At 59.5% G+C, this 25,405-nt stretch carries 19 protein-coding genes and 1 pseudogene; 2 read left to right on the top strand and 18 right to left on the bottom strand.

All coding sequences use genetic code 11. The features are described 5' to 3' along the window. Positions 1-86: 86 nt before the first annotated feature. Together BBBR_RS02160 and BBBR_RS02155 are read right to left on the bottom strand one after the other, a co-directional pair. Positions 87-905, bottom strand: a complete 819-nt coding sequence (locus BBBR_RS02160) for a hypothetical protein (RefSeq protein ID WP_003828435.1) — start codon at positions 903-905, stop codon at positions 87-89. Positions 906-1,068: 163 nt separating this feature from the next. After that, complete coding sequence (locus tag BBBR_RS02155; RefSeq protein ID WP_003828430.1) at positions 1,069-2,031, bottom strand: HhH-GPD family protein; 963 nt, start codon at positions 2,029-2,031, stop codon at positions 1,069-1,071. A 20-nt stretch (positions 2,032-2,051) separates the two neighbouring features. On the opposite strand from BBBR_RS02155, the gene BBBR_RS02150 reads away from it, so the two are divergent. Then, the gene (locus BBBR_RS02150; RefSeq protein WP_003828427.1) at positions 2,052-2,714 is read left to right on the top strand and encodes a tRNA (cytidine(34)-2'-O)-methyltransferase; all 663 of its coding nucleotides are present in this window, start codon (positions 2,052-2,054) and stop codon (positions 2,712-2,714) included. A 545-nt stretch (positions 2,715-3,259) separates the two neighbouring features. On the opposite strand, the gene BBBR_RS02140 is transcribed toward BBBR_RS02150, so the two are convergent. The 5 genes from BBBR_RS02140 to BBBR_RS02120 form a co-directional block, all read right to left on the bottom strand. After that, positions 3,260-4,624, bottom strand: a complete 1,365-nt coding sequence (locus BBBR_RS02140; protein WP_007051324.1) for a PFL family protein — start codon at positions 4,622-4,624, stop codon at positions 3,260-3,262. 144 nt (positions 4,625-4,768) lie between these two features. Beyond that, positions 4,769-5,041, bottom strand: coding sequence for an ACT domain-containing protein (locus tag BBBR_RS02135; RefSeq protein ID WP_003828420.1), 273 nt, complete (start codon positions 5,039-5,041; stop codon positions 4,769-4,771). A gap of 769 nt (positions 5,042-5,810) precedes the next feature. Further along, the gene (galK, locus tag BBBR_RS02130) at positions 5,811-7,061 is read right to left on the bottom strand and encodes a galactokinase (RefSeq protein WP_003828415.1); all 1,251 of its coding nucleotides are present in this window, start codon (positions 7,059-7,061) and stop codon (positions 5,811-5,813) included. A gap of 17 nt (positions 7,062-7,078) precedes the next feature. Then, complete coding sequence (gene galT, locus BBBR_RS02125) at positions 7,079-8,329, bottom strand: galactose-1-phosphate uridylyltransferase (protein WP_003828414.1); 1,251 nt, start codon at positions 8,327-8,329, stop codon at positions 7,079-7,081. Between the two features lie 5 nt (positions 8,330-8,334). Then, positions 8,335-9,138, bottom strand: a complete 804-nt coding sequence (locus tag BBBR_RS02120; protein WP_003828412.1) for a DeoR/GlpR family DNA-binding transcription regulator — start codon at positions 9,136-9,138, stop codon at positions 8,335-8,337. Positions 9,139-9,443: 305 nt separating this feature from the next. On the opposite strand from BBBR_RS02120, the gene BBBR_RS02115 reads away from it, so the two are divergent. Further along, complete coding sequence (locus BBBR_RS02115; RefSeq protein ID WP_025332090.1) at positions 9,444-10,595, top strand: quinone-dependent dihydroorotate dehydrogenase; 1,152 nt, start codon at positions 9,444-9,446, stop codon at positions 10,593-10,595. Positions 10,596-10,739: 144 nt separating this feature from the next. Here the strand turns inward: BBBR_RS02115 and BBBR_RS02110 are convergent, their stop codons facing one another. The 11 genes and pseudogenes from BBBR_RS02110 to BBBR_RS02060 form a co-directional block, all read right to left on the bottom strand. Next, the gene (locus BBBR_RS02110; RefSeq protein WP_003828409.1) at positions 10,740-12,044 is read right to left on the bottom strand and encodes an NADH:flavin oxidoreductase/NADH oxidase; all 1,305 of its coding nucleotides are present in this window, start codon (positions 12,042-12,044) and stop codon (positions 10,740-10,742) included. 144 nt (positions 12,045-12,188) lie between these two features. Then, a complete protein-coding gene (locus tag BBBR_RS02105) occupies positions 12,189-14,465 on the bottom strand; it encodes a transglycosylase domain-containing protein (protein WP_003828408.1) in 2,277 nt (758 codons plus the stop codon). 128 nt (positions 14,466-14,593) lie between these two features. Continuing rightward, positions 14,594-15,313: a Crp/Fnr family transcriptional regulator gene (locus BBBR_RS02100; RefSeq protein WP_015438494.1), complete on the bottom strand. Its 720-nt coding sequence runs from the start codon at positions 15,311-15,313 to the stop codon at positions 14,594-14,596. A 111-nt stretch (positions 15,314-15,424) separates the two neighbouring features. Continuing rightward, the gene (locus BBBR_RS02095) at positions 15,425-16,588 is read right to left on the bottom strand and encodes a lipoyl protein ligase domain-containing protein (RefSeq protein WP_032738149.1); all 1,164 of its coding nucleotides are present in this window, start codon (positions 16,586-16,588) and stop codon (positions 15,425-15,427) included. 50 nt (positions 16,589-16,638) lie between these two features. Next, on the bottom strand, positions 16,639-17,670 hold the full coding sequence (locus BBBR_RS02090) for a 3-isopropylmalate dehydrogenase (protein ID WP_003828403.1): 1,032 nt from the start codon (positions 17,668-17,670) through the stop codon (positions 16,639-16,641). Positions 17,671-17,736: 66 nt separating this feature from the next. Next, positions 17,737-20,454: pseudogene (locus BBBR_RS02085) on the bottom strand (S9 family peptidase); the annotation flags it as partial. A gap of 61 nt (positions 20,455-20,515) precedes the next feature. Further along, the gene (locus BBBR_RS02080) at positions 20,516-21,772 is read right to left on the bottom strand and encodes an App1 family protein (protein ID WP_014484083.1); all 1,257 of its coding nucleotides are present in this window, start codon (positions 21,770-21,772) and stop codon (positions 20,516-20,518) included. Positions 21,773-21,818: 46 nt separating this feature from the next. Continuing rightward, entirely contained in the window at positions 21,819-22,220 is a 402-nt protein-coding gene (gcvH, locus tag BBBR_RS02075; RefSeq protein WP_003828399.1) for a glycine cleavage system protein GcvH, read from the bottom strand. Between the two features lie 15 nt (positions 22,221-22,235). Further along, a complete protein-coding gene (gene nudC, locus BBBR_RS02070) occupies positions 22,236-23,492 on the bottom strand; it encodes an NAD(+) diphosphatase (RefSeq protein ID WP_003828398.1) in 1,257 nt (418 codons plus the stop codon). A gap of 133 nt (positions 23,493-23,625) precedes the next feature. Then, positions 23,626-24,471 (bottom strand): alpha/beta fold hydrolase, encoded by an 846-nt coding sequence (locus BBBR_RS02065; protein WP_003828396.1) that lies wholly within the window; start codon positions 24,469-24,471, stop codon positions 23,626-23,628. Between the two features lie 136 nt (positions 24,472-24,607). Beyond that, positions 24,608-25,270, bottom strand: coding sequence for an NUDIX hydrolase family protein (locus BBBR_RS02060; protein ID WP_003828392.1), 663 nt, complete (start codon positions 25,268-25,270; stop codon positions 24,608-24,610). Positions 25,271-25,405: the final 135 nt, after the last annotated feature.

Raw genomic sequence — 25,405 nt, 5'->3', positions numbered from 1 at the left:
GACATCTTTTGCGCGACTTCCCGCTGATACCGAGGCCGACCTCACACGGGCGAGGGCGGAGAGAAGCCCGGAGCAGCCCCCTCCAATTACTCCACCGTAAACGTCACCGGATCGCTCTTCACCTTGGGATGATCCTTCAGACTCAGCCGAGCCACATACGTTCCCGCGTTCACGCGAGGCCAGTCCGCCTCATCCGTGCACTCGGTCAGCGCGGCATTGGAATCGGCATTCCATTTGAGCTGCTGAATGTCTTTGTCTCCCTTGGCCATCAACAGCATGCGGGAATCCGTGGCGCACAAGGCGGAGGTATAGACGGTTTGCTGACCGGAAGTAATGGTGAGCACGCGGCCCGCATCGGATCCATCGACCAGACAGCTGTCGGAACCGTCATGCACGATCTTGGCGGTGAATTCCAATGACCCGCCAACCGGCACGGATTGGGACGCCGAGCTCAGATCAAGCGACAAATCCTTGGCCGAGCAATCCTTAACACCGCTGGTTTTCTTCGGCGTCGGCACGGTGTCGCGGGAAATGGCATACACCTCGTCATGATGAATTGCCGTGTTGATGGCTCCGACCCCACGGCCAAGGCTGTAGACGCAAAATACGATTAGCGCGAGAACTAACACCAATGCCACACCAACCACGATGCGGCGGCGACGGTACATCGTCTGCTTCTTCTTACTGATGGTGCGCTTTGTGGCAGCACCTGCCTTGGCAGACCGGATGGTCTTTGCAGGTATCGCGGTTTTGACAGTCCTACCGGAGCGAACGGGATTGGAGAACTTCCGAGAAGCAGACTTGCGAGAGGTGTTTTTTGCCGCGAGACATCGGGCGCCCCACCCGCCACGACCATCTCCGGCGCTTTTAGGATTCGCACCTGACTTATTCCTCTGCACTGCCATAACCTCTTCAGTGTACGGTCGTCATCGCCATGCACGCACGGCAGTCCCATATTTTCACAGAATGTCAGCCAAGACCAATATTCCGCTCAGCGATATCATCCGCTCATCCACGCGTACGCTCTCACACGTGTGCGGTTCAACCACTTCATAGCACTGTGCGGAATCAGTCGTGGGGCAGACGAAGGGCACCATTCTCCAGAATCTCGATCAACCCGTCATCGTCAAGGCTCGCGATGCAGGAGTCGAGCTGAACCTGGTCTTTCCATAGGTTTTCGGCATCCACTCTGGCAAGCGTGTCATTCGCCGGCAATGCGCGCAACGCCGCAAGCACCAGTCCGCGCACCTGACGATCAGTGCCTTGGAATCGCTGCCGCGGGCGGGTGCGGCGCTCCCCCAGTCCGGGGCGGCCGGCTTTGAGAAATGCACAATCATCCGCAATCGGGCAAATCTCGCATAACGGCGTCTTGGCCGTGCAAACCACCGCGCCCAATTCCATCACCGACTGATTCCACGTGACCGATGGAGGTTCGCTGCGCTGCAGGAAAGTGTGTTCGCCGGATCGGTATGCATGGTCCGTGCAATCGGCACCGTCCCCACAAACCCTGTCTTGGGGCAACATGCGGTTGGCGAGCGCGCGTTCGACCGGGCTCGCCGCTCCCCCGCGAGATTCGGTGCCGAGGAATACGCGGCTCAGCACGCGGCGAATATTCGTATCGATCACCGCAATGCGCTCACCGAATGCAAAGCTCAGCACGGCGGAGGCAGTGTAGTCGCCGATACCGGGCAGAGCGACGAGCTCGTCGTAGGTGCGAGGCAGCTCATCGCCATATTCTTCCGCCACCACGCGGGCGCATTCCTGCAATCGCAGCGCACGGCGAGGATAGCCAAGCCGGCCCCATGCGGTGATCACATCGGCTTTAGGTGCTGCGGCAAGAGCACGGGCGTCAGGCCAGCGCGCCATCCAATCGTTCCAATACGGCACCACACGACTCATCTGCGTCTGCTGGCTCATCACCTCACTGACCAGCACGCCCCACGGCGTGGCCCGTCCGAAGCGCCATGGCAAGTCACGCGCATTGGCCTCCCACCATGCGCCGAGCCGTAAAGAAATTGCTGTGTCGTTCATCGTTCTTATTCTTAGCAGCTATGACGAACGAGGCAGAACAGAATTCGCAGAACGCGCAGAATCCCGAAACAAAAGTCGAGAAGATGTTCGAGTACGGGTACCGTAAATCGAATTACGGACCGGACGAACTCGTAACCGACGCGCATGGCAACCCCATCTCCGTGGTGGACGCGATGCTCTCAGCTGAAAAGGCCGCCACCACCGAAACCGTAACACCGCACCTGTGCTACTACTCACCGCGTATTCCCGGCAACACCGGCTCGGCCATCCGCCTGTGCGCGGTGACCGGCACCATCCTGCATTTGGTGGAGCCGTTGGGTTTCAACCTGCGCGACACCAAGCTGCGCCGAGCAGGCCTCGACTACCACGACATGGCCCACGTGGTGCTGCATCCGAATTTCGACAACCTGGTGGAGTCCATGCCCAATTCGCGCATCATCGCGTTCACCGCACATGCCACCAAGCTGTACACCGAAGTGGAATACAAGCCGACCGACATCCTGCTGTTCGGCCCCGAGCCCGGCGACATCCCCGACCCGATGGACATCATGGAAGGCCCGCACGTGGCCGAGCAGGTGCGACTGCCCATGCGCCCGTCCTTGCGCTCCCTAAACCTCACCAACTGCGCATCCATCGCCATCTACGAAGCCTGGCGCCAACTGAATTTCAAGGGCGGAGCGTGAGGAGAAGGCCCGGTGGGCCTTCGAGTAGCGACGCCGAACGAACGCCGACAGGCGTGAGGGAGGAAACCCTGAGCCTCGCAGCACGACCATCATTGTGGAAATGAACGCAGAAGATGGGTCTATCGGCGCTTTGAGGGGCTGATTCGGCATCCGCCGGAGGTCTATCTCCGTTTCAAGGGGCTGTCAAAGGACGAAACCCCGAGTACAGACATTGAAATATCAACGCTTGTACTCGGGGTCTTCGCATATATCAGCCCCTTGAAACGGAAGTAGACCTCCAGAAAGGTCGAAATCAGCCCCTCGAAACGGGAATAGACCTCTCGAAAGGTCATCCAAATCGATATCCGCCTTCGGAGGGGGTGCATTCGGGCTTTTGCAGAATGCTTTCTGCTTTCAAAGGGGCACCTCAATTAAGAAACCTCGAGTATGGACGTTGATATTCCAACGCGCATACTCGAGGTTTCCGTATATAGGTACCTCTCTGAAAGCAGATAGCTCTCCGCGAAGAGCCAGAGGTACCTCTTGAAGGCAGATACCCTACTGAATCAGTTCTTGAAGCTGTGAATCGGAGCGGGAATGCGACCGCCACGAGTCACGAAGGCCTCGCAGCTGGTCTGGTTGACCGGCATGATGGGCGCGTAGCCCATCAGGCCGCCGAAGTTCGCCATTTCACCAACGCCCTTGCCCGCCACAGGGATCACACGCACGGCAGTGGTCTTCTGGTTGACCATGCCGATGGCGGCTTCGTCGGCGATCAGGCCGGAGATGGTGGAAGCAGAGGTATCGCCCGGAATGGCGATCATGTCAAGACCCACCGAGCATACGCAGGTCATGGCCTCAAGCTTCTCGAGGGTCAAGCAACCGGAGGCGGCAGCGTCAATCATGTTCTTGTCTTCGGAGACCGGGATGAACGCACCGGACAGACCGCCCACGTAGGAGGACGCCATGATGCCGCCCTTCTTGACCTGGTCGTTGAGCATGGCCAAGGCCGCAGTGGTGCCGGGAGCGCCAACTTGTTCGAGGCCTATCTTCTCAAGCACTTCGCCCACCGAGTCGCCCACGGCCGGGGTCGGAGCGAGGGAAAGGTCGATGATGCCGAACGGCACGCCAAGACGGCGGGAAGCCTCCTGAGCCACAAGCTGGCCCACGCGCGTGATCTTGAACGCGGTGCGCTTGATGGTCTCGCACAGGAACTCGAAGTCCTTGCCTTTGGCCGCATCGAGTGCGCGGGAGACCACACCGGGGCCGGAGACACCAACGTTGATGACCGCGTCGCCTTCGGTAACGCCGTGGAAGCCACCGGCCATGAACGGGTTGTCGTCAGGCACGTTGCAGAACGCCACGAACTTGACGCAGCCGTAAGAGTCGTTGTCGGCGGTGCGCTCGGAGATGTCCTTGATGATGTGGCCGAGCAGTTCGACCGCGTTCATGTCGATGCCGGTCTTGGTGGAACCGACGTTCACAGACGAGCACACGATGTCGGTCTCTGAAAGCGCCTGCGGCAGGGACTTAATCAGCAGTTCCTCAGCCGGGGTCATGGCCTTGGAAACGAGCGCGGAGTAGCCGCCGATCAGGTCGACGCCGACTTCCTTGGCCGCCTTATCCAGCGCATGCGCGATCTTGACGAAATCCTCGCTCGTCTTGCAGGAGCTGGCACCCACCAGTGAAATCGGGGTGACGGTGATGCGCTTATTGACGATCGGGATGCCGTAGTCACGCTCAATGGCCTGACCGGTGGAGACGAGATCCTTGGCGTAGGTGGTGATCTTGCGGTAAATGTTGTTGCAAGTCGTGTCGACGTTGTCCGTCGCACAGTCGAGCAACGAGATGCCCATGGTGATGGTGCGGACGTCGAGCTTCTCCTGCTCGATCATCTGATTGGTCTCGTGGACCTCCATGATATTCAGCATGGTGTGTTCCTTACGGTTGTTTTTTCGCCCTCGCTGGCGGGGGCTGCCGGTGAAACCGACTGAGGTGGTATCCAACATGAGACCACCCACCGGCGCTATGCGCCACCTCCCGCCAGCGGGAGGGAATCGAAAGCTATATCAGAATCAGATACGGTGCATCTTGGTGAAGATCTCTTCACGCTGGCAGCGGATACGCACGCCGATGTCGTCGCCAAGATCCTCAAGGTTGCCGACCATGGCACCAAAGTCCTTGTCCGCATTGGCATAGTCGACAATCATCATCATGTTGAGATATCCGTCGATGATGGTCTGCGAAATATCAAGCACGTTGACGTTATGCTCGGACAGATAGGTGCAGACGCGCGCGATGATGCCGACGGTATCCTGACCGACGACGGTGATGATGGCCTTATTCATGGCTCTCCCTGGTCGTATACGAAAAGCGGGTGACTCCCCCAAGTATAGGGAAGACACCCGCCATTTATGTTCATTACCGATTCATGTATCGTCTGTCGTCTGACCGTTGCCAGGCACCAATACCGCCGGAATGGAACAGCTCAGACAAGTCACAAACCTGCATCACGCCATTCATGCCGTTCCATTTCCGGATTCGCGGACTCTCAGGAATCATCGAGTCCGTTGGGCCATGTTCACACGGCCAGACTCTCAACCGCACCACCGCGACGCCGGACTCGCCTCGGCTGGGCCGCTGAGTAGCCGACATATTGCTGTTGCTGCCCTCATCGAAGGATTCGCGGGCATCGCTCGTATTCATAGTGTGGCCGGATGCACCGGCGGACGTAGTATTTTCAGGGGTTGTCTGGGTAGCGGGCAACGGAACCTCTCTCGGATTGTCTCTTCATCATTGCCGTCGCGCGAAAATGTCGATATGCCCCTAATGTCCGGGCCAACGACGGCAACAAAAAAACGCATGGCCTGCCATGTGATTTCGGCAGAAGCCATGCGATTTTCAAAACAATCCGCAACCGTAATACGATTCGAAATTCTTCGTAAGTACGCCCCGCGTGTCGCGGCACGATAGGGAGGGGAAAAAGAGAAGAGGAGGGGGCTCCCGCTGGCGGGAGCTGTCAGCGAAGCTGACTGAGGGTGGTCACTGTATACGACAAACCACCCTCAGTCTCACTACGTTCGACAGCTCCCGCCAGCGGGAGCCAAAGTAGGTAGCTCAGGCCTCGCGGCTGGCGCTCGGAGCGGCATAAGCCGCAAGGGCGCGCGGAGCGTGGAAGCCCTGCTTTTCGAACTCGTCGGCAATCTTCTGGGCGACTTCCTGAGAACGGCCCTTATCAACCAGAGCGATGATGGAGCCGCCGAAGCCGCCGCCGGTCATACGCGCACCGTAGGCGCCGTTCTTGCGGGCCACGTCTACGGCGATGTCCAGCTCGGGGACGGTGACCTCGTAGTCGGCGGCCAGCGAATCGTGGGAAGCGTTGAACAGACGGCCCGCAGCCTTGATGTCGCCCTGAGCGAAGGCACGCACGAAGGAACGCACGCGCTCGATTTCGGTGACGACGTGGCGCACGCGCTTCTTCATGGTCTCGTCAGGCAGGGCGTCAAGCGTTTCCTTGAGGGCCTGGAACTGGTCATCGGCCTTGGAGATGCCGTCGGCGGTAACGCGCAGGTTGGCCACACCGAGAATCTTGGCGGCTTCCTCGCAGGTGGCGCGACGCTGAGCGTACTGGCCATCGTTGAGCTGGTGCGGAGCCTGGGTATCGACCACAAGCAGCTCGAGGTTGTACTTGTCGAGGCCGAACTCCTGCTGGGAGACGTTCTCCAGCGGGGTCAGCTCCGGACGGCAGTCAAGCAGCAGCGCGTGGCCTTCGGTGCAACGCATGGAAGCGTTCTGGTCAAGACCGCCGGTGGAGGCGCCGGCCATCTCGTTCTCGGACTTGATGGCGGCGTTGATGAGGGTCACACGGCCGGCGTCGGAATCGCCGTAGCCAAGGCCGTACACGTCGTCCAGAGCCAGAGCGGTGGAGCAGGTCATGGCGGCGGAGGAGCTCAGGCCGGAGCCCAGCGGCACGCAGGAGACGAAGGCGGCATCAAAGCCCTTGACCTTGTCGAAACCAGCCTGACGCAGCGCCCAAGCCACACCGGTCGGGTAGGCGGACCAGCCGTCCACGCCACGGGCCTTGAGGCCATCGAGATCAGCTTCAGCGACCTTGTCGGGAGCCACGCCGGAGACGACGCGAACCTTGGTGTCTTCGCGCGGCTTCAGGGCGATGAAAGTGCGGTGCGGCAGAGCGATCGGCAGGCACAGGCCGGCGTTGTAATCGGTGTGCTCACCGATCAGGTTCACACGGCCCGGAGCAGCCCACACGCCCTCGGGCGCAGCGCCGTAGGTGTCCACAAACAGCTTGGTGGCTTGCGAGACGCCCTCTTCATGGGTCAGCGGCTCAATGAATTCAACAGCAGACATTGGTGTTTTTCTTTCTATCAGTCGGCGATATCGATGGAGCCGAGCTCGTGGAAGCGCTTGGCGATGAGTTCCGGCGTGGTGTCGGAGATCCAGGCGGCCATGCCGGATTCGGAGCCAGCGAGGTACTTGATCTTATTGGCAGCACGACGGAAGGAGAAGAACTGCAGGTTCAGGCGGTAGTTCTCACGGCGAGCGTCGTGAATCGGGGCCTGGTGCCATGCGGCGATGTACGGCAGGTCCATGCCCTTGCCGTCGCCCTTGTCGAAGAACGCGTTGCCGCGCTTCAGGAGGTGCGAGTACATGGAGGCAAGGTCCCAACGCTCTTCGTCGTTGAGCTCGTCCAAGGTGAGCACGTCGCGAACCGGAGCCACGTGGACCTCAAGAGGCCAGCGGGCGGCGGCCGGCACGTAAGCAACCCAAGAGTGGTTACGCATCACAATGCGCTCGCCAGCCTCGAGCTCGGCATTCATGATGTCCTTAAGCAGGTTGCCACCGGTCTTCTCGTGGTAGGCCTCGGTGTGCTGGAGTTCCTTCTCCATCTTCGGGGCGATGAACGGGTAGCAGTAGACCTGACCATGCGGGTGGGCAAGGGAGACGCCGATCTCCTGACCGTGGTTCTCGAACGGGAAGATCTGCTCGATGCCCTCCATCTTGGAGATTTCAGCGGTACGGAAAGCCCATGCCTCGACCACGGTACGCAGGCGGGACACCGGCAGGTCAGCCGGCAGGCCGTTCTCGTTCGGATCGAAGCAGATGACTTCGCAGCGGCCGGCGGCCAGCTTCTTTTCCCACAGCGGGTTGCCATCAACGTAGGTCACATCCTCGGAGACACCGGGCACGCGCACCATGGAGGGGAAGCGGTTCTCGAACACCACGACGTTGTAATCGGTGTCCGGCACCTCGCCGTCCTGATACGGGTCGCCGGGCTTGCGGGCGGCCAGCGGGTTGCCCTTGGCGGTGGCGCCGGGGCCAGCGGTGATCGGGCGGTTCATACGCGCGGTGGCCATCGGAATCCAGTCACCGGTCAGCGGGTCGCGGCGCATCTGCGGAGCGGCGTACGGCACTTCGTTGCCGTCGGCGTCCAGGTGCGGGGCAAAACGGTAGTCCAGCGGGCGCGGATCCTTGAGCTCGCGGGTCTTGGCACCGGAGACGAACTCGGGATCGTCGTCCAGATAGAAGAAGTCACGACCGTCGGCAAGCGTCGTCGGCGTGATGCGGATATGCTTCTTCGCGTACTCTCCGGGGGTGTAGTTGGCGAAATCAGCCATGGGTGTTACTCACTTTCCTCAATGGTCTCGCTCTGGTGGGCCAGCACGAGTTCCTTTACCAAATCCTTGGTTTTGGCGGCGGAGTCAGGGTCGAGACCGTCGTCGGTGATGACCGTGTCCACCTGGTCGAAGCGCGCGAACAGCGACAGCGACGTGCAGCTCCACTTGGTGTGATCGGTCAAAACTATGGTGCGATCGGCGATGTCCATCATCGCCATATCGGTAGCGGCCTCAAGCGAGTTCGGCATGAGGAAGCCGCGGGGAATCGACACTGAATGAGTGCCGAGGAATACAGTGTTGACGCGCAGCGAGGCGACGACCTTGTCCGCAATCGGCCCGACAAGCGAGTTTGAGCGGGTGATTACACCGCCGGTGACAATCACTTCCACATCCTTGGATTCGAGGGCCTGCACCAACTCGGCCACTGGAATTGAATTGGTGAGAATGGTGATGCCGCTGGACTGCTGGGATTCGAGCAGATGCTGGGCAAAGACATAGGCCGTGGTGCCGCCGCCGATGGCGATCACGTCGCCAGGAGCCACGTATTTGATAGCTTCCTGGGCAATGGCATCTTTCAGACCGATGTCCATCTGGGACTTGACGGAGAACAGAGGCTCGCTCAGCAAGGTACTAGTGGTCACCGCGCCGCCATGGACGCGCTTCAACAAACCCTTGTCGGCAAGTTCGGCGATATCGCGGCGGATGGTCATCGCTGACACACCCAGCTCCTTCGATAGCGCAGTAATACGCACAGCACCGCGCGTGCGCAGCCTGCTCAAGATGAGATGCTGACGTTGTGACGAAATCATGCGAACATTATCGCACACAAAAGCTCACAAACCAAACCGGCTTGAGCGTTTTGGGGACAATTTCCCGAAAATTCCGGGCGATTCAAACCTATACTCCTGCAAAACCGCGCAAAAACGCACATTTTTCAGGACTGTCAACATGTAATGTTCCGAACTTCCTTCAGCCACCGTGCAGCACCCCCACGAATCTCCCCTCAGCCGCTGCGCGACAGCTTCCCTCAGAGAGGGGAGCCAAGAAAGACGAACTTAAAGAATAGGAACACCATGCTGGTCACAATCTGCTGAAACGTGAGACAATGGGCAATATGACTTACGTTTCTGAAAGCTTTTGGCACGACGCCGTCAACAAAGCCACCACTGACCTGTTCACTTTTGGCTATAAGCACATCATCAAGCCGAACTTCGTGTTCAACCATCGCCCCGATGAAGCGCATGATCAGATGATCGAATTTTGCTCCGTGGTCAAACACATGCCGCCACTGCTGTTTGCCGAGCGCATGATGCTCAACTACACCGATCCCATTCTGGAGACGAATGTGATGGGAATCGACTTCACCAACCCGTTCGGCCTGTCCGCCGGCCTCGACAAGAACTGCGAGATGCCCGTGCTGCTTGACAACGCCGGTTTCGGCTTTGAGACGGTCGGCTCCACCACCTCCCGCCCATGCCCGGGCAACGCCAAGCCCTGGTTCCATCGTCTGCCCGAATACGATTCGATGATGGTGCATGTGGGACTCGCCAACATCGGCTCGGACAAGGTCATCGAGCGCGCCGAGAAGGCATGGACCCAGGCAAACCAAATGCAAGTGTCCGTCTCAATCGCCCGCACCAACGACGACCAGTGCGGCGATTTGGACGAAGGCATCGAGGATTACTGCATCTCCATGCGCCGTGCCGCCGGCCGTACCGCAATGGTGGAGGTCAATGTCTCCTGTCCGAACACACACGTGGGTGAACCGTTCACCTCCACATCGGAGGCACTTGACCGACTGTTCACCGCACTCGACAAGATCGATCGCCCGCAGCCAACGCTGGTCAAGATGCCGTTGAACAAGCCGTGGGGTGAGTACAAGGAACTGCTCGATGTGCTGGCCGAGCACAATGTGCAAGGCTTGTCCATCGCCAATCTGCAGAAGGACCGCACCGGGCTTGAGATTCCGCGCGACTGGGAAGGCGGTCTGTCCGGCGGCCCGTGCACGCAGGCCAGCAATGAGCTGATTCGCAAAGTGTACAAGGACTATGGCGACCGGTTCGCCATCGCCGGCATCGGAGGCGTCTTCACCCCCGAGCAGGCCTATGAGAAGATTCGTTCCGGTTCAAGCCTGGTCATGTTCATCAGCTCGCTGATGTACCGTGGCCCGCAGCAAATCACCGTATTGAAGCGCGGCCTAGCCAACCTGCTGCGCCGTGATGGATTCGAGCATGTTTCCGACGCCGTCGGCGTGGACGTGAAGTAGTTTGCGAATCTAGATATCCCGGCTCCCGCTGGCGGGGGCTGCCGAACACAGTGAGGCTGAGGGTGGTCGACGTATGTGCGTTAACCACCCTCAGTCCGGCTTTACCGGTCGGCTCCCGCCAGCGGGAGCCTATGTACACAACACTCAGTACGCGCCACGCACGTATTGCGGTGCGTAAGGCGCCTCGGCAACCGGCACGCCAAGCTTGTGGGCGGCACGCAATGGCCAATTCGGGTCGCGCAGCGCAGCACGGCCAATCTCCACCGCATCAGCTTCGCCGTGAATCAGAATCTTCTCCGCCTGCTTCGGCTTGGTGATAAGACCCACCGCCGTCACCGGCACGTCGGCCTTGGCACGCACCTGCTCGGCAAACGGCACCTGGTAGTTCGGCTTGACCGGAATCGAAACGCCAGCCACGATGCCGCCGGTGGACACATCCACCAGATCCACGCCATGCTCTTTGAGCATCTTGGATACCAGAATCGTCTGATCCAGGTCCCAGCCGCCCGCGGCCCAATCAGTCGCAGAGATACGCACCAGCACCGGCAAAGTATCGGGAACAACTCCGCGCACCGCGTCCACGATCTCCAGCAGAAAACGTGCACGACCGTTCAGATCACCGCCGTATTCGTCGTCACGCTCATTGCTCAGCGGATCAAGGAACTGGGAAATCAAATACCCGTGAGCGGCATGAATCTCAATTGCCTGGAACCCGGCGGCGACCGCACGGCCAGCCGCAGCGGCGAAGGCTCTGATGATGCCATGAATCTCATCCACGGACAGTGCACGCGGCATATCCAACCCACCAAAAGCGATTTCGGACGGTGCCACCGTAGGCCATCCATCCGCTTCAACAGGCACGCTCTGATTCTCATATCCCACTGCAAAGCATCCGGTGGAAGCCTTACGTCCAGCGTGGTTGAGCTGCACGGCTGGCACCGCTCCGGCCTCACGAATACCATCTACAATCCAGCGCCAAGCGTCAATCTGGCCGTCTTCCCACAGACCCAGATCACACGGCGAGATACGGCCTTCCGGTGCCACTGCAGTCGCCTCGGCAATAATCAGTCCAAAGCCACCAAAGGCACGAGACACATAATGCTGGTAGTGGAACGGCGTGGGTTTGCCATCACGCGCATAGGCGGAATACGTGCACATCGGCGGCAGCCAGATGCGGTTACGCACGGTAAGGCCACGCAGCTCCATCGGGGTGAACAGCCCCGGGCGGTTCTTCTTGGTCTTCTTCTCTTCTTTAGCCACCGTTGTGCCTTTCTTGTCTTGGTCTGACTTATGTTTGCTGGATTTGCCTGATCTACCGGACTTACCCGATTTCCCAGAGCCTGCAGATTTGCCGCCGTCCGCCGTTGCGGCAAGCGTCACTGCCTCCAGTTCGGGCACGTCGAACCCTCGGAAATCAAAATTGCCGTGCGTCGTCTCATCGTCGTTCATCGTTCCCCTTTCCGATGCCGGTCGATACCGGTGGTGCAGTCGGCACAATATCCGTCATTATTGTAAGACGGGCGCAGGCCCGAAAAGGCCCGCGCCCGTCAACTACGTAACCAGCAATCACATATGTAGGTAATACGTCATGTGTTACTGATCGTTCTGTGAGTTGTTCGACTCATTGTTCGTGGACGAATCATTGTTATTGTTGTTGTTATCGTTATTCGTCGTGGTTGACCGTCTCGTACTATACGAACGTCCGGCAATACCGAACGTAGTGCCGCTGGTCATGTACTTCGCAACGCCTTGACCGTAGTCGTTATCAATCGGCAATTGCTTCGCATCCGCGTAGGCATTGAGGAAGTTGCGCAATGCCGGTGCTGCAATCGTTGAACCATCCCAGTAGCTGTTGTACACACCATTGATGCGGATGTTGGCAATACGATGGGAATACGGAGCCTGTGCATCACCCACCGACGCAAACGCGGCAATCTGGTTGGGAATGAACGATCCGCTGGATACGGCGAGGTCTTCGCTCGTACCGGTCTTACCGAAGGACTTACGCCCGTTGTTGAGCTGGAAGTTATGGCCCTGACCGTCGGACCTGGTCACACCCTGGTTCAACGTGTAGGCAAGTGTCTGAATAATTTCCGGATCGACCGCCTGATGGCAGTTGGCGGAAGGCACCTTCAGGTCGTTGCCGTCACCGTCGGTGACCTTGGTGATAGCGATCGGGTTGCATTGCACACCGTTTGCGGCATACACGGCGAAGATGCTGGCCATGGTCAACGGCGAAACATTCACTGAACCGACCATCATGGACGGCGTGTACGAAGAGGTCTTTTCAATGGTCTCACCGGTTCTAGCGTCATGGTAGCCGAGCTCCGTGGCGGTGTCAGCCACCTTGCACAGCTTCATGATTGTGCCCATGGAAGCCTGCGTGGTGTTGTGCGAGCGAACCAGACCGAGGAACGGACTTTCCGGGTTCACGGTCGTGCCGAACGCGTTCTGCACCTTCCAAAGTTCGCTACCGCCGGTGTAGCTGCCGCAGCTGAAATCAGAAGTGGAGTACGCAGTGGTGGTTTGCAAGTTGTCGTTGATGGAATGACCCGCTTCCATCCATGCGACCAGATTGATGGGCTTCCAGGACGAACCAATCGTCCAGCCGCTGCCACCGCCATCGATGGCATCGACCGCATAGTTCTGACTCGTTTTGGTAGCGTCGTTCGCGGCCTCAGGCGTGGCGTCATAGTGGCGGTTGAGACCAAAGCCCAGCACCTCGCCAGTGCCCGGTTTCACTGCGGCGATTGCGATTTCCATACCGCTGGGATCGTCCGGCGGAATAGTGTTACGCGCGGTGTCCATAAGCATGCGGTTGGCGTCAACATCCAGCGTGGTAACGATCTTCAGACCGCCTTCCTGCAGCAACTTGCTACGCTCGGCAGCGGTTTTGCCGAACTCCTCGGAGTTCTGGATACGGTGCACCACATAGTCACAGAAGAAGGCGTAATCGCCGGTATCCTGGCAACCGACATTGACGTCCTGTACTTTCAGCGTGTCCTTAAGCGGAGTGTTCTTGGCCTCCGTGCATTCCTTCTCGCTGATGTACCCTTCCTGTGCCATCAAATCCAGCACAAGATTGCGCTGCTTCTGGCTCTCCTCCTGATTCGCCTCAATCAGCGGGTCATACTTGTTCGGGTTCTTGGTGATGGCCGCGATCGTAGCCGCCTGCACTGCATTAAGGTCGGCGGCGGACACGCTGAAGTACCGCTGGGCCGCGGTCTCAACACCATACAGGTTGCTACCAAACTGGGCGATGTTGAGATATCCCTGCAGAATCTCGGCCTTGGTGTACTTCTTCTCCATCTGCACCGAGATCAGCATCTCACGAATCTTACGTGCCACAGTGTCTTCCGTGGCATGGTATTGGGCAATCGAATCGTTGTCTTCAATGGCCTGCATAAGCAGCACGTTCTTGACATACTGCTGGGTCAGCGACGAACCTCCCTGCTGATCGCCCTTCAACAGATAGGTGTTGACGAACGCTCGCATCACGCCCTGCACGTCCACGCCGGCGTGGGTCCAGAAACGGCGATCCTCACGCGCCACCACGGCCTGCTGCATGACCTTGGAAATCTTCTTCAGCGGCACGACGATACGGTTCTGGCTGTAAAAATCCGTAATGACGGTGGTGCCATCGCTCGCATACATCGTCGACTTCTGCGGGAGACTAGTCACATCGAAGTCCACGTTCTCGACCTTCAGTGACGGAATCACTGCCTTGGCTACGTTATTGGCGCCGATGACGCCTGGGATAAGCAGCACGCTGGTCGCCACACCACCGCATACGGCAAGCATGATGTAGGCCAAGAGCAGAACGAGCACACGACGAACTGTAAGGGACTTCTTTTTGGGCATGGGCCCCATTCTAAATGGCCCGCCCTACCAACCGAGTGTTCGGCCCCGCAAAATGGTCAATCATCACAAGAACCGCACTCGTATAACGTTTGCTGAATAGCAACTGGATATGCAGCAAATCGCGAAGAAACGTGCCGTTAGCGCCGCGAGCGCCGAATCAGCATGCCTGGCTGGAAGATGATAATCGATCGGCCATCACGCGCAATCCAGCCACGATTCGAGAAGTCCATCAACGCCTTGTTCACGGTCTCACGACTGGATCCAACCAGCTGGGCCAGCTCTTCCTGGGTGAGGTCATGCGGCACTTTCAGGCCTTGTTCCACCGGCTCACCGAAGCGGGAACCAAGATTGAGCAGGGTCTTGGCCAAACGCGCCGGCACATCCATAAACACCAGGTCGGAGATGCGCTCATTGTTATCGCGCTGACGATTAGCCATCACCTGCAGCATATCGATGGCCACACGCGGATGCTCGTCCAGCCAGGAGAACAGGGTGTCGTGCTCCAACCAGACCACGCACGTGCCATGGCTCATGGCCACAGCCGACGCGGTGCGGGGACCACCATTCGGATCGAATACCGGAATCTCTCCCAGCACTTCACCGGGCGCATGGATGGACAATAACTGCACACGATCGTCGGAAGAAGTACGAACCAGCTTGACCCGGCCGCGCTCCAACAGATACATACGGTGATCGGTATCGCCCTCAGAGAAAATGTAGTCGCCTTTGTCGTATGCGGCGTGCTTCAGATACGGCAACAGTTCTTCGGCTTCGCTGGGCGAGACCTGCTTGAACAGTGCCGTATGCAGCAGGATGTTCTCCTCATCAGCAAAAGCATTTGGCGTTTCCAAGCTCATTGCACCGTCCTTATCTGTGTGGCCGTCATCGGTCATCCGTCATATTGTAACGCGACCCGCGGGATTCGACAGCGACGTTCCATCTATCGCACGGAGCCACCGCGACCCTCGCTACGAGGCATCACCGCGAAATTGAGCAGGGGTGAACCATGCGAGTAAATCATCGATAATCTGCTCACGGGTGAGACCGGTCTGACTTTTCATCGGGTCCACTCGTTTAACGGCGGATCGCACTGCCTTATCCGATAGTTTCTCCTGGCTGGTATTGAGTACACGGGCCATCTTGGCCGCATCGATGTCGTATGCCATCGTCACATGGTGAAGCACCGCGCCTGGCTCGCCGGCCTTGTCGGTTCCGGGGAATCTTCGTTGCGCTGCTCCCCCGATTTTGCCATATTGGGAGGCGATGTCGTTCAGCCCGGCGAATCGCACGTCAAGACCAAGACCACGCAGGGCCTCGACCAGCCACCAATCGCACAGCCGGTATGATTCCTCAATGCTGATGCCATGTACGAAATCAAGTGGTGCATAGAGGGAATAGGTGATGGTGTTACCGGGCTCGATGAACATCGCGCCGCCGCCGGTGCAGCGCCGCACCACGCTGAGTCCAAGCTGTTCGGCCACGGCCAGATGCACTTCGTCCGGAGCTGACTGGAATTTGCCGATGACCACGGCCGCACCGGCCCATTCCCAGAATCGGATGGTGGGCGGCCTCGTCCCCGCTGCGACTTCGCGGGCCCAGATTTCATCGATGGCCATTTGCTCGGCTGGGGTGCGTGGATGGTCGCGAATAACGGTGAGGTTACGTTTGAGCTCGTTCCAGCGGGACTGATATTCGGCGGTTTTGTCGGTCTGCCCATATTGTGTATCGACGGATGCAGAAGTTCCGGTGGTGTCTGCGCCGGCCACCCCCACCCGCTTTGCGGGAGCCCCCGCCGGCGGGGGCGTAAGCTCGCTGCTTATAGCTCGGAGGAATGCGGTTTCGATGGCTGATGCGTCTGTGCCGATAAGCCGGCAATCAGAGTGCGCATCCAATACGGATTGCAGCGAACCGCCTCGAACCAGAGCCTGCTCAAGGTCATGAATCAATGCTTCCGAAGCCTCGCCCCCGCTGGCGGGGGCTCCCGCAAAGCGGGGGGAGGTGGTCACGTCAGGTTCGATAAAGAAATCACCGCTGATATGGCAGGATTTGATTGTGCCATCCTCGTCGACGGCCACATTCACGGCAACCAGTTTGCCGCCCGGCGTTTTGCATTCCCCATGTCGCATGTGCATGCGACCAGTATAAGAGTACTGGCTCCTCTCCTTGAGGGGAGCCAGAGACATCACATACGGGCCAGAATATCCTTGCCGACTTGGTCGGTGGAGCGCACAGTGGAGCCGAGCTCCTCGATGTCCGCTTCCACAGCGGTGTGGATCTTCTTGGCCGCGTCATCGAAGCCGAGGTGCTCGAGCAGCATGGCGGCGGAGAGAATCGCAGCAGTCGGGTTGGCCTTGTTCTGACCAGCGATATCCGGAGCGGAACCGTGAATCGGCTCGAACATGGACGGATATTCATCGGAGGCGTTGATGCAGCCGGAGGCGGAGTAGCCCACGCCACCCACCACGGAACCGGCTTCATCAGTGAGGATGTCGCCGAAGAGGTTGTCCGTGAGGATCACATCAAAACGGCTCGGGTTGGAGACCAGGAAGATGGTGGCTGCGTCGATATGCTGGTAATCGTGAGTGACCTCGGGATATTCCTCACCGACCTTGTCTACAATGCGCTGCCACATATCGCCGGCGTTGACGAGTACGTTCTTCTTGTGCACCAGAGTGACGTGCTTCTTGCGCTTCATGGCCAGCTTGAAGGCGTAACGCACCACGCGCTCCACGCCATAGGCGGTGTTGATGGACACCTCGGTGGCCACCTCCTGCGGAGTGCCACGACGAACAGCGCCACCCGCACCGCAGTACAGGCCTTCGGTGCCTTCGCGCACCACCACGAAGTCGATGTCGCCAGGGTTGGCAAGTGGCGAGGTGACGCCCTTGTAAAGCTTGGACGGGCGCAGGTTCACGTACTGGTCAAGGTCGAAGCGAAGCTTCAAAAGCAGGCCGCGCTCCAGAATGCCAGCCTTGATGCGCGGATCGCCCACGGCCCCGAGCAGAATGGCGTCGTTCGCCTTGATACGTTCCTCTTCGTCCTCCGGCAGAATAGCACCGTCACGCAGGTAACGCTCGGCGCCCAAGTCGAAGTTCTCATACTCGAAGTCAGCTACACCTTCAGCTGCTTTTTCAAGCGCTTTCTGGGCCCACGGAGTGACTTCCTTGCCAATGCCGTCGCCGGGGATGACGGCAATTTTATATGTCTTTGCCATAGTTCAAGGAGCCTAGTCGCATGGCCACCTGATGGCCCGAACCAGCTCAGCTAGTGGACATGACACCTAATGAGCGAGACCCATCACGTCCATGCACCAGGCGTTCTCGTACGAGACCTCCTGCCACTGCTTGTAACGGCCGGAAATGCCACCGTGACCGGCCTCAACCTCAATCTTGGCCACCGCGTCCACGCCTGCGGACTGCAATCGGGCCAGCCATTTCAGCGGCTCGACATACAGCACGCGGGTGTCGTTCATCGAGGTGGTGATGAAAATCTTCGGGAACTGCGCTGCGGAAACGGCCTTGCCGGTGGCGGCACCGGCAGAAGAGACCTTGTCATCGACGGTTTCTCCATCACCGTCCTCCGCTCTGGCGACCGGCACATTCTCATACGGCGTGTAGGACTTCATGTACCGATACACCTCGGGGTCGTGCAGCGGATCACCCCATTCATCCCATTCGGTGACGGTCAGCGGCAAATCCGGGTCGAGAATCGAAGTCAGCGCGTCCACAAACGGCACATCGGCCTCAACTCCGGCATAGCACTCGGGTGCCATGTTGGCGATGGCACCCATAAGCAGGCCACCGGCCGAACCGCCATTGGCCACCGTGCGTCTGGCATCGGCCAAATGAGCGTCCTGCAATGCGCGCGTGGCATCCACGAAATCCTCAAAGGAATGCTTCTTGTTGAGTCGCCGCCCCTGCTCATACCAAGCGCGGCCCATCTCACCGCCACCTCGAATATGCGGTACTGCGTACAGCACGCCACGGTCGAGCATGCTCAACCGAGCCACCGAGAAGCCAGGGTCGGAGGAAATCTCATATGCGCCATATCCGGTGATGAACATCGGCGAATCCTGCGCAGGGCAATCACGATGCCAGACCAGTGAAACGGGAATCCGCTCACCATCGCGCGCGGTAATCCACACGCGGCGCTCCATATAATTACGCGGGTCGAAGTCACCCAGCACGGTGGCACGCTTGAGCAGCGCGTCTTTTCCGGTGGCGGGATCGATTTCGTGCAACTCGCCGGGACGCGTGTAGCTGGCAAAGGAGTAGCGCATGCGCGGCGCGTCATACGAGGGATTGCCGCCGGTGCCGATGGTGTACAGTCGCCGGGTCTCGCCGGGCAGGTGGTCGTCGCTGGCGCCATCGGAGGATTCGGTGTGGTCGGTGGTCGAGCCGAACAAACCGCCAAACCAGTCGCCGCTGCGCTTGCTGATACCGTCACCTTTCATGGAGGTCGCGGATTTACCTGTTCCCGGGCTCGCGCTGGCAGATGATTCAGCCTTTTCGGCATCATCGGTCCACAAGGTTTCGCCGTGGTCTCCGGTCACGTCTTGCCTATCCGCCGCGACCATGTCCCAATCGCCCTCAAGCGGCGGAGGCAACAACTCCACGAAACGCCACGGACGACCGGCCAGAAAATCAGCGGATGCAGCGTCTTTGGTCATATATGCCACATGCGGCTGCCCGTCGGAACGGTAGCTCAGCGATACAAAATGGCGGTGCAGGGCGATGCCCTCAATGCCCAGACCATGCGCACCTTGCAGAATCGCCGGATTGGCGGGATTGAAGTAGGCTTCAGTGATCGGCTTATCCGATTCGCCACGCTCACAGCCATAGGGCGAGCCGGCAGCCACGCATACGCCTTCACCCAGCCGGTAAGGCGGCTTATGGTCGCGCATGTCGATAACATCAATCTCAAAATTCGGGTTGACGGCGTTGTGATAGACCACGGCAAGCGGCACATCCTCGCCATGCTCACCCGCACCTTCAAAGCAGGCAAAGCTCACATCGTATTCCACGTCGGTCTGGCGCGGAATGAACGCCTGAAACTCGCCTTCGGGAGTGACCACAGGCAGCATCAGCACTTCGGTGGTGGTTTTGGAACCGGTGCCAATTACGATGTTGCGCTCATCGAAGCTGATGCCCACGCCCACCCAGAAACGCTCGTCCGTTTCACGATACACGCACACGTCATCGTCAACGGACGTACCAACCTGATGCCTCCATACGGCAAACGGACGCCAGGAATCATCGACTTCCACCCAGAACACCCATTTACCGTCCGGGGTGAAGCATGCGCTGCCGATACCATCAAAGTGTTCGGGTAGTTCCGCCGCCGCAGGACGTTCCGTGGCCTCGTCACCGGCTGTCGCTTCAGCCGGTTCGGCCGCGCTCGCATCGCGGAAAGACAGAGATTCATCAGACATCGGCATATCGAGGTCGGGGAACGCCCCGTCAGTATCGGCGGCCGTCAAGGACTCCAAGTCTCGAATACGAAAGTCATAGCGTTCGTCACCGGTGACGTCGACGCCGTACAGCAGCCATCGGCCATCTTTGCTTAAATCCATGCCACCGAGCCGGAAGAAATCATGCCCCTCGGACTCGCGGTTCACGTCGAACACAATCTGCTCGCCGGGCATGGATCCGGGCTCGCCCTTGGCGTCCACCACCGGCGGCTCCCAATCGTTCTCGCCACGCACGGGTATACGGCACTGCACGCCGTACTGCTTGCCCTGCTGCGTACGGGTGAAATACCAGTAGTCATTCACGCGCGTGGGCACCGACATATCGGTCTCTTCCACGTGTGATTTAAGCTCCTCAAACAGCGTGTTGCGCAAACCGGCCAAATGCGCCATGCGATGCTCGCAGTACCGGTTTTCCGCGGCCACATAGTCGCGTACCTCGGCGGATTCCTTATTGCGCATCCACTCGTAATCGTCCTCAAATACATCACCGTGGAATTCACGGCGCTTCGGTTCGCGCTTGGCTACAGGCGGCATCGGCACTTCGGCGTTCGTCTTCTCGTCGGTCATACCACGCGATTGTACGCGAGACTCACACCACGTGTTCTTTCAGATACGGCAGCATGGTCTTCAAGATATTCGATCCGGTGGTGCCGGTGAACACCGGAACGTCGGTGACCGGCATCGGTTGCGTGGAAGTCAGGCCCGCCACGGAAGCCAAACCGGATGATTCCTTGGGACTGAGCTGACGAATCGCGATGGCCAGCACACGTCCTGGGTATCGATGGGAGATGGTGGCATACGTGGTGGGATCCTTCTGCCCATCGTCGCCAACAAGGATGAACTTCATGTCCGGAAAATCAGCCATAAGCTGCTCGGCGAACTCCAGTTTGTGCTGCGGGCCGGAAGGCACGAAGGTCTTCGGGCGCGGGTCAAGATCGCGTAACAGCAGCGGGCCTTCAGGAAACCCATGATCGGTGATGAAGTTACGAATCGAACTTTCCACATTCCATGGCGAGGTCGAAAGGTAGAAGAACGGCGCACCGGGAAACAGATCAGCGATGCGCGTGAACAGCACGCTCATGCCCGGCACGGAAGCCTTCTTCTTCGGGTTGAGGAAAAGCAGATTGTAGGCGGCCTTCCACAGCACGGGCGCCTGCGTGATCATGATGGTGTCGTCCACATCAGAAATGATGCCGACTTTGGCACTGGCCGGAATGGTGTACAGGTTGGCGGAAACGGGCTTGCGGCGCTTCACGCTGTACGAGACGCGATGAATACCGGGTTCAAGGCGATGCTCAGCCACGAGGTCAAGATATCCCGCGGAATCAGAGACCGCATATTCGCTACTGAGGTCACGGGTGCGATCGACCTTGTCATACACTTCAGAATCACCAATTTGTATGGTGTTCAACGGCATGTCATCAATGCTGGCCTGCACATGGGTGCGTGGGGCGGGCACGGTCAGCATGCCGCGAATGCCTCTGCTTACCTCGCCGGGTCGCGCGTTTTCGGGAGCGTATACCGTACGGCAAATCAATCGCGAATAGTCGCTGGTGCCATAGCCCACATAGGGTTCCACACGTGGATACCAGCCGAGATGGCGCACCGCCAGTGCGGAAAGACGCGACCAAATGCCGAACGTGCCGGTGAGGGTACGGCGAATCACACGGGTGAACGCCGGCTTGACCTCAAGCCGCTCACGGCTGGACGGTGTATCGAAAGTGGTGGCGGCCTTGCGCGCGGGAATCGGCACCGTAGGCATGTCATCGGGCGATGGCGCACTACTGCCATGTACTGGCATCAGGTGTCGGGCGGCCGCTTCAAAATCCTCGCGTGGGCTTCTCATATGCACCAATATAGGCCACTCAGGTTATGAGTTCCTGAACACTTGGCTACCGTATAATCTTGGCATATTCCTCGGCGGTCAGCAGCTCGGGCTCATCATCGTCGAGCTCAACCTTGAGAATCCAACCTTCGCCATAGGGATCGCCATTCACCACGGACGGGTCGTCCGCCACGTCGCGATTCACGTATTTCACGGTACCGGCCACCGGGCTGATCAGCGGCTGGACGGCCTTCGAGGATTCAAGCTCCACGATTTCGTCGCCGGCCTCTACGCGGGTGCCCGGCTCAGGCAGATCCACAAACACGAGCTCACCCAGTTGGTCGGCGGCGTATTCGGTGATGCCGATGATGGCAAGATCGTCCGAACGATCCACCCATACGTGTTCGTCGGAGTACTCAAGATGCTCGGGAATATCGAGGTTCAGCGGCTGTTCGGTTTCATCACTCATACACACCAGCCTAACCTATAGCTCGCGTCCAAGCCACTCCTCAATCATGTACCGTGCGATGGTGGCGCGCCCTGGTGCCACCATTCGGCCGGCAATCAGCTCGGCGGTGTATTCGTCGCGCGTGACCCAGCGTGCGGTCACGGTTTCCGAACCGTCCACATGCACATCCGTGGTAATCGCATGTGCCTTGAACGCCATCATCAACGAGGCGGGGAATGGCCACGGCTGTGATCCCAGATACCGCACCTCGCCCAGCTGAATGCCGGTTTCTTCGCGGGCCTCACGCCGGCACGCATGCTCAAGGTTCTCCCCCGCTTCCACGAATCCGGCAGACACCGAATACAGATTCGGGTCTTTCCACGCCGCATTGTGCTGCAACAGCAGACGGTCCTGACCGTCCACCACGGCGGTGATGACCGCCGGCTCGACGCGCGGGAACAGAATACGATTGCCGTCAGCCTGGTTGGAGCAACGCTGTGCCCATCCGGCGAGCGACGGCAACACGGGGGCACCGCATGTGGGGCAGAACCGCTGACGGCTATGCCAGATGCTCAGGGTGACCGCGCTGGTGGCCTGACCGGCCTCCCGCGCGTTGGCGTGTGGCGCAAATCCACGCAGATCCACCCAGTCGAACCGCGTTACGGCCTGTTGCAGCAGTGTGGGCTTCGGCGCGGCGTGGGATGCCAGGGTGCTGACCGACTCGTCAAATGCGTCATCCGCACCTTGCCCAGCTGAATCCGGCACACCAAAGGGAGCAGCGGATTCGGCGGCTCCGCCCGATTCGCCAGCACGCTTGCCAGCGGCGTTACCGTTGGCGTTGGCCAAGCCCATCGCGCCATCGACAGTGCCGGCATCCTGAACACCCAGTACGCCTTTGGGCTGTGCGCCGGGCACAGCACCTTCACCGGTGTCCGGTACGCGGGAAATGTCGACCGCAATCACGCATTCGCCGCGCACACCACCGTACGAGCCGAGGAACATGGCGACCGCTTCAGGGTAACGGCGCAACTCCTCGCCAACGTATGCGCCCGGCAGCGTGGCGAGCCGCATTTTCACGTTCTCATAATCCACCAGATCTCCCTGGCCGCGCGGCACGGCAACCAGCCCGCCACGGGTCAGCACCACTTTGGTGGCCGGATCCGCGAGCAAGGTGTCAATCAGATCGGGCTCGCTACGCCGATCCACCTGATAGTCGATATCGCCTTGGGCAAGCGGCAGGAACGGCAGCGCACGGGTCAGCGCCAACGGCGAAAAGTGAATGTCAGCAGTCATACGTATCTCCAGAATGTAGTTTTGCCCCCGCCGGCGGGGGCTGTCGGCGAAGCCGACTGGGGGTGGTCTCAGACGGAATCCTCGCCAGACCACCCTCCGGCGCTACGCGCCACCTCCCGCCAGCGGGAGGAAGTCAGTGTTGTTGCACGCGCTTGACGAGCGAGAGCAGGGCACGGGCCACGGTGTCCGGGTGTTCGACGGCGCTGAAGTGACCGCAGTCGGGAATGTCCACGAATTCTGCGTCGGCGATCTTCTCGGCCAACGGCTTCAGCACACTCGGATTGCTGGATGGATCCTGCTCGCCGGATACCACCACGGTGGGCACGCTGATGGTGGCCGGCACATCGCTCATATCGGGACGGCCATAGGTCATGCGCTGACGCCACGCCAGACCGGCGGGATTCTGCTCCTCTATCCAAGCGGTCATGGTCTCGATGAATTCGGGCGTACGCTTCACGGTGGAATCGCCCTCGGCCGGGCGTGCGAAATGCATGACCGGCTCCACGGAATTGGTCTGCTCGGCAGCGTTCGCCATGGTCAGACGGCCTTCGCCGCCCACACCGTCAGAGGCGGCCATGGTGTCGCACAAAGCCAGACCGGCCACGGTTTCGGGGTGGCGGCGTTGAATATCCATCGCCACATAGCCGCCCATGGACAGGCCCACCCAAATCGCCTGTTCGTAACCAGCGGCCTTAATCAGATCAACGTAGGCATCGGCCAGTCGATCCAAAGCCTCGCTATATGCGCCGTTGGCCATACGCGGCCCGGAATCGGCCTCGCTGGGAACCGGGGATTCACCCGAGCCCGCCATATCCGGCGCCCAAATCGGGAACGGCGGCACATCCTCCAGATCGGCAAAGTCGGCGAGCGCCTTTGCACAGACGTCCCACATGCGGTGGTCCACCGGGTAGGCGTTCATCAGCACCACTGGCACGCCCTCGCCGTCCCTATATATATGATTGGCCAGTTCTATTGCCATGAATTACTCCTTCACATTCATGCCCCCGCTGGCGGGGGCTGTCGGCAAAGCCGACTGGGGGTGATCTCAGACGGAATCCTCCCCGGACCACCCTCCGGCGCTACGCGCCACCTCCCGCCAGCGGGAGGTTGAAAACTCAGATTCCGGCCCAAGCCAGCGCCTGCCGCACGATGTGGCCATGCCCGTTGACCATCTGCGCCACGAAAGTATCCATCATGCCGCTCTTCAGGTCCACCCATTCCACGTCCAGGGTCTCGTCCTGCGGCTTGCAGTCGCCGGCAATGGGCACCACGTAACACAATGCGATCGCATGCTGGCGCGGATCATAGTATTCGCCCAGCCCCGGCGTGGGGAAGAATTCAGCCACGGTGAACGGCTGCAGTGAGGTGGGCAGCAACGGCAGCGCGATATCTCCCAAATCCTTGGCCACATTACGGGCAATCGCCTCGCGCAACGTCTCGTGATACAGCACACGGCCGGTGATCAGCGTGCGCTCAATGGACCCGTCTTCGGAAACGCGCAGCAACGAGCCGACCTGGGCAATGCGCCCCATTTCATCGGTACGCACCGGCACTATCTCCACGTATGCGATGGGCATTTGGTGGCGGGCCCGGTTGATATCGGCCGGGCCAAGCCACCCCGGAGGATTGCCATGGCCCGAACCGCCCCCGTGAATGAAGTCCTCGGGCGTGATGTTGTCGAATTCGCCGCGGCCATGCCCGGCATCGTAATCGCCCTCATCGGGCACTTCATCATTCATGACTGGCATGGTCTCATTATCGCGCGCATTGATGAACATGGGCACAATTCACCGAAAAATTGTCTGTGAATTCTCAACAAAGCGCCTCATCGCCTCCATGCGCCCGCAATCCATTCAGCTTGGGGCACAAACTTTTGCCGAAATGTTGGGTGGTGCTGGGAAACTGGTACACAG

The organism is Bifidobacterium breve DSM 20213 = JCM 1192 (genome assembly GCF_001025175.1).
Lineage (GTDB): Bacteria > Actinomycetota > Actinomycetes > Actinomycetales > Bifidobacteriaceae > Bifidobacterium > Bifidobacterium breve.
Note: the sequence above shows the minus strand (reverse complement) of the source record. Positions and strands in the feature narration are given on the sequence as shown.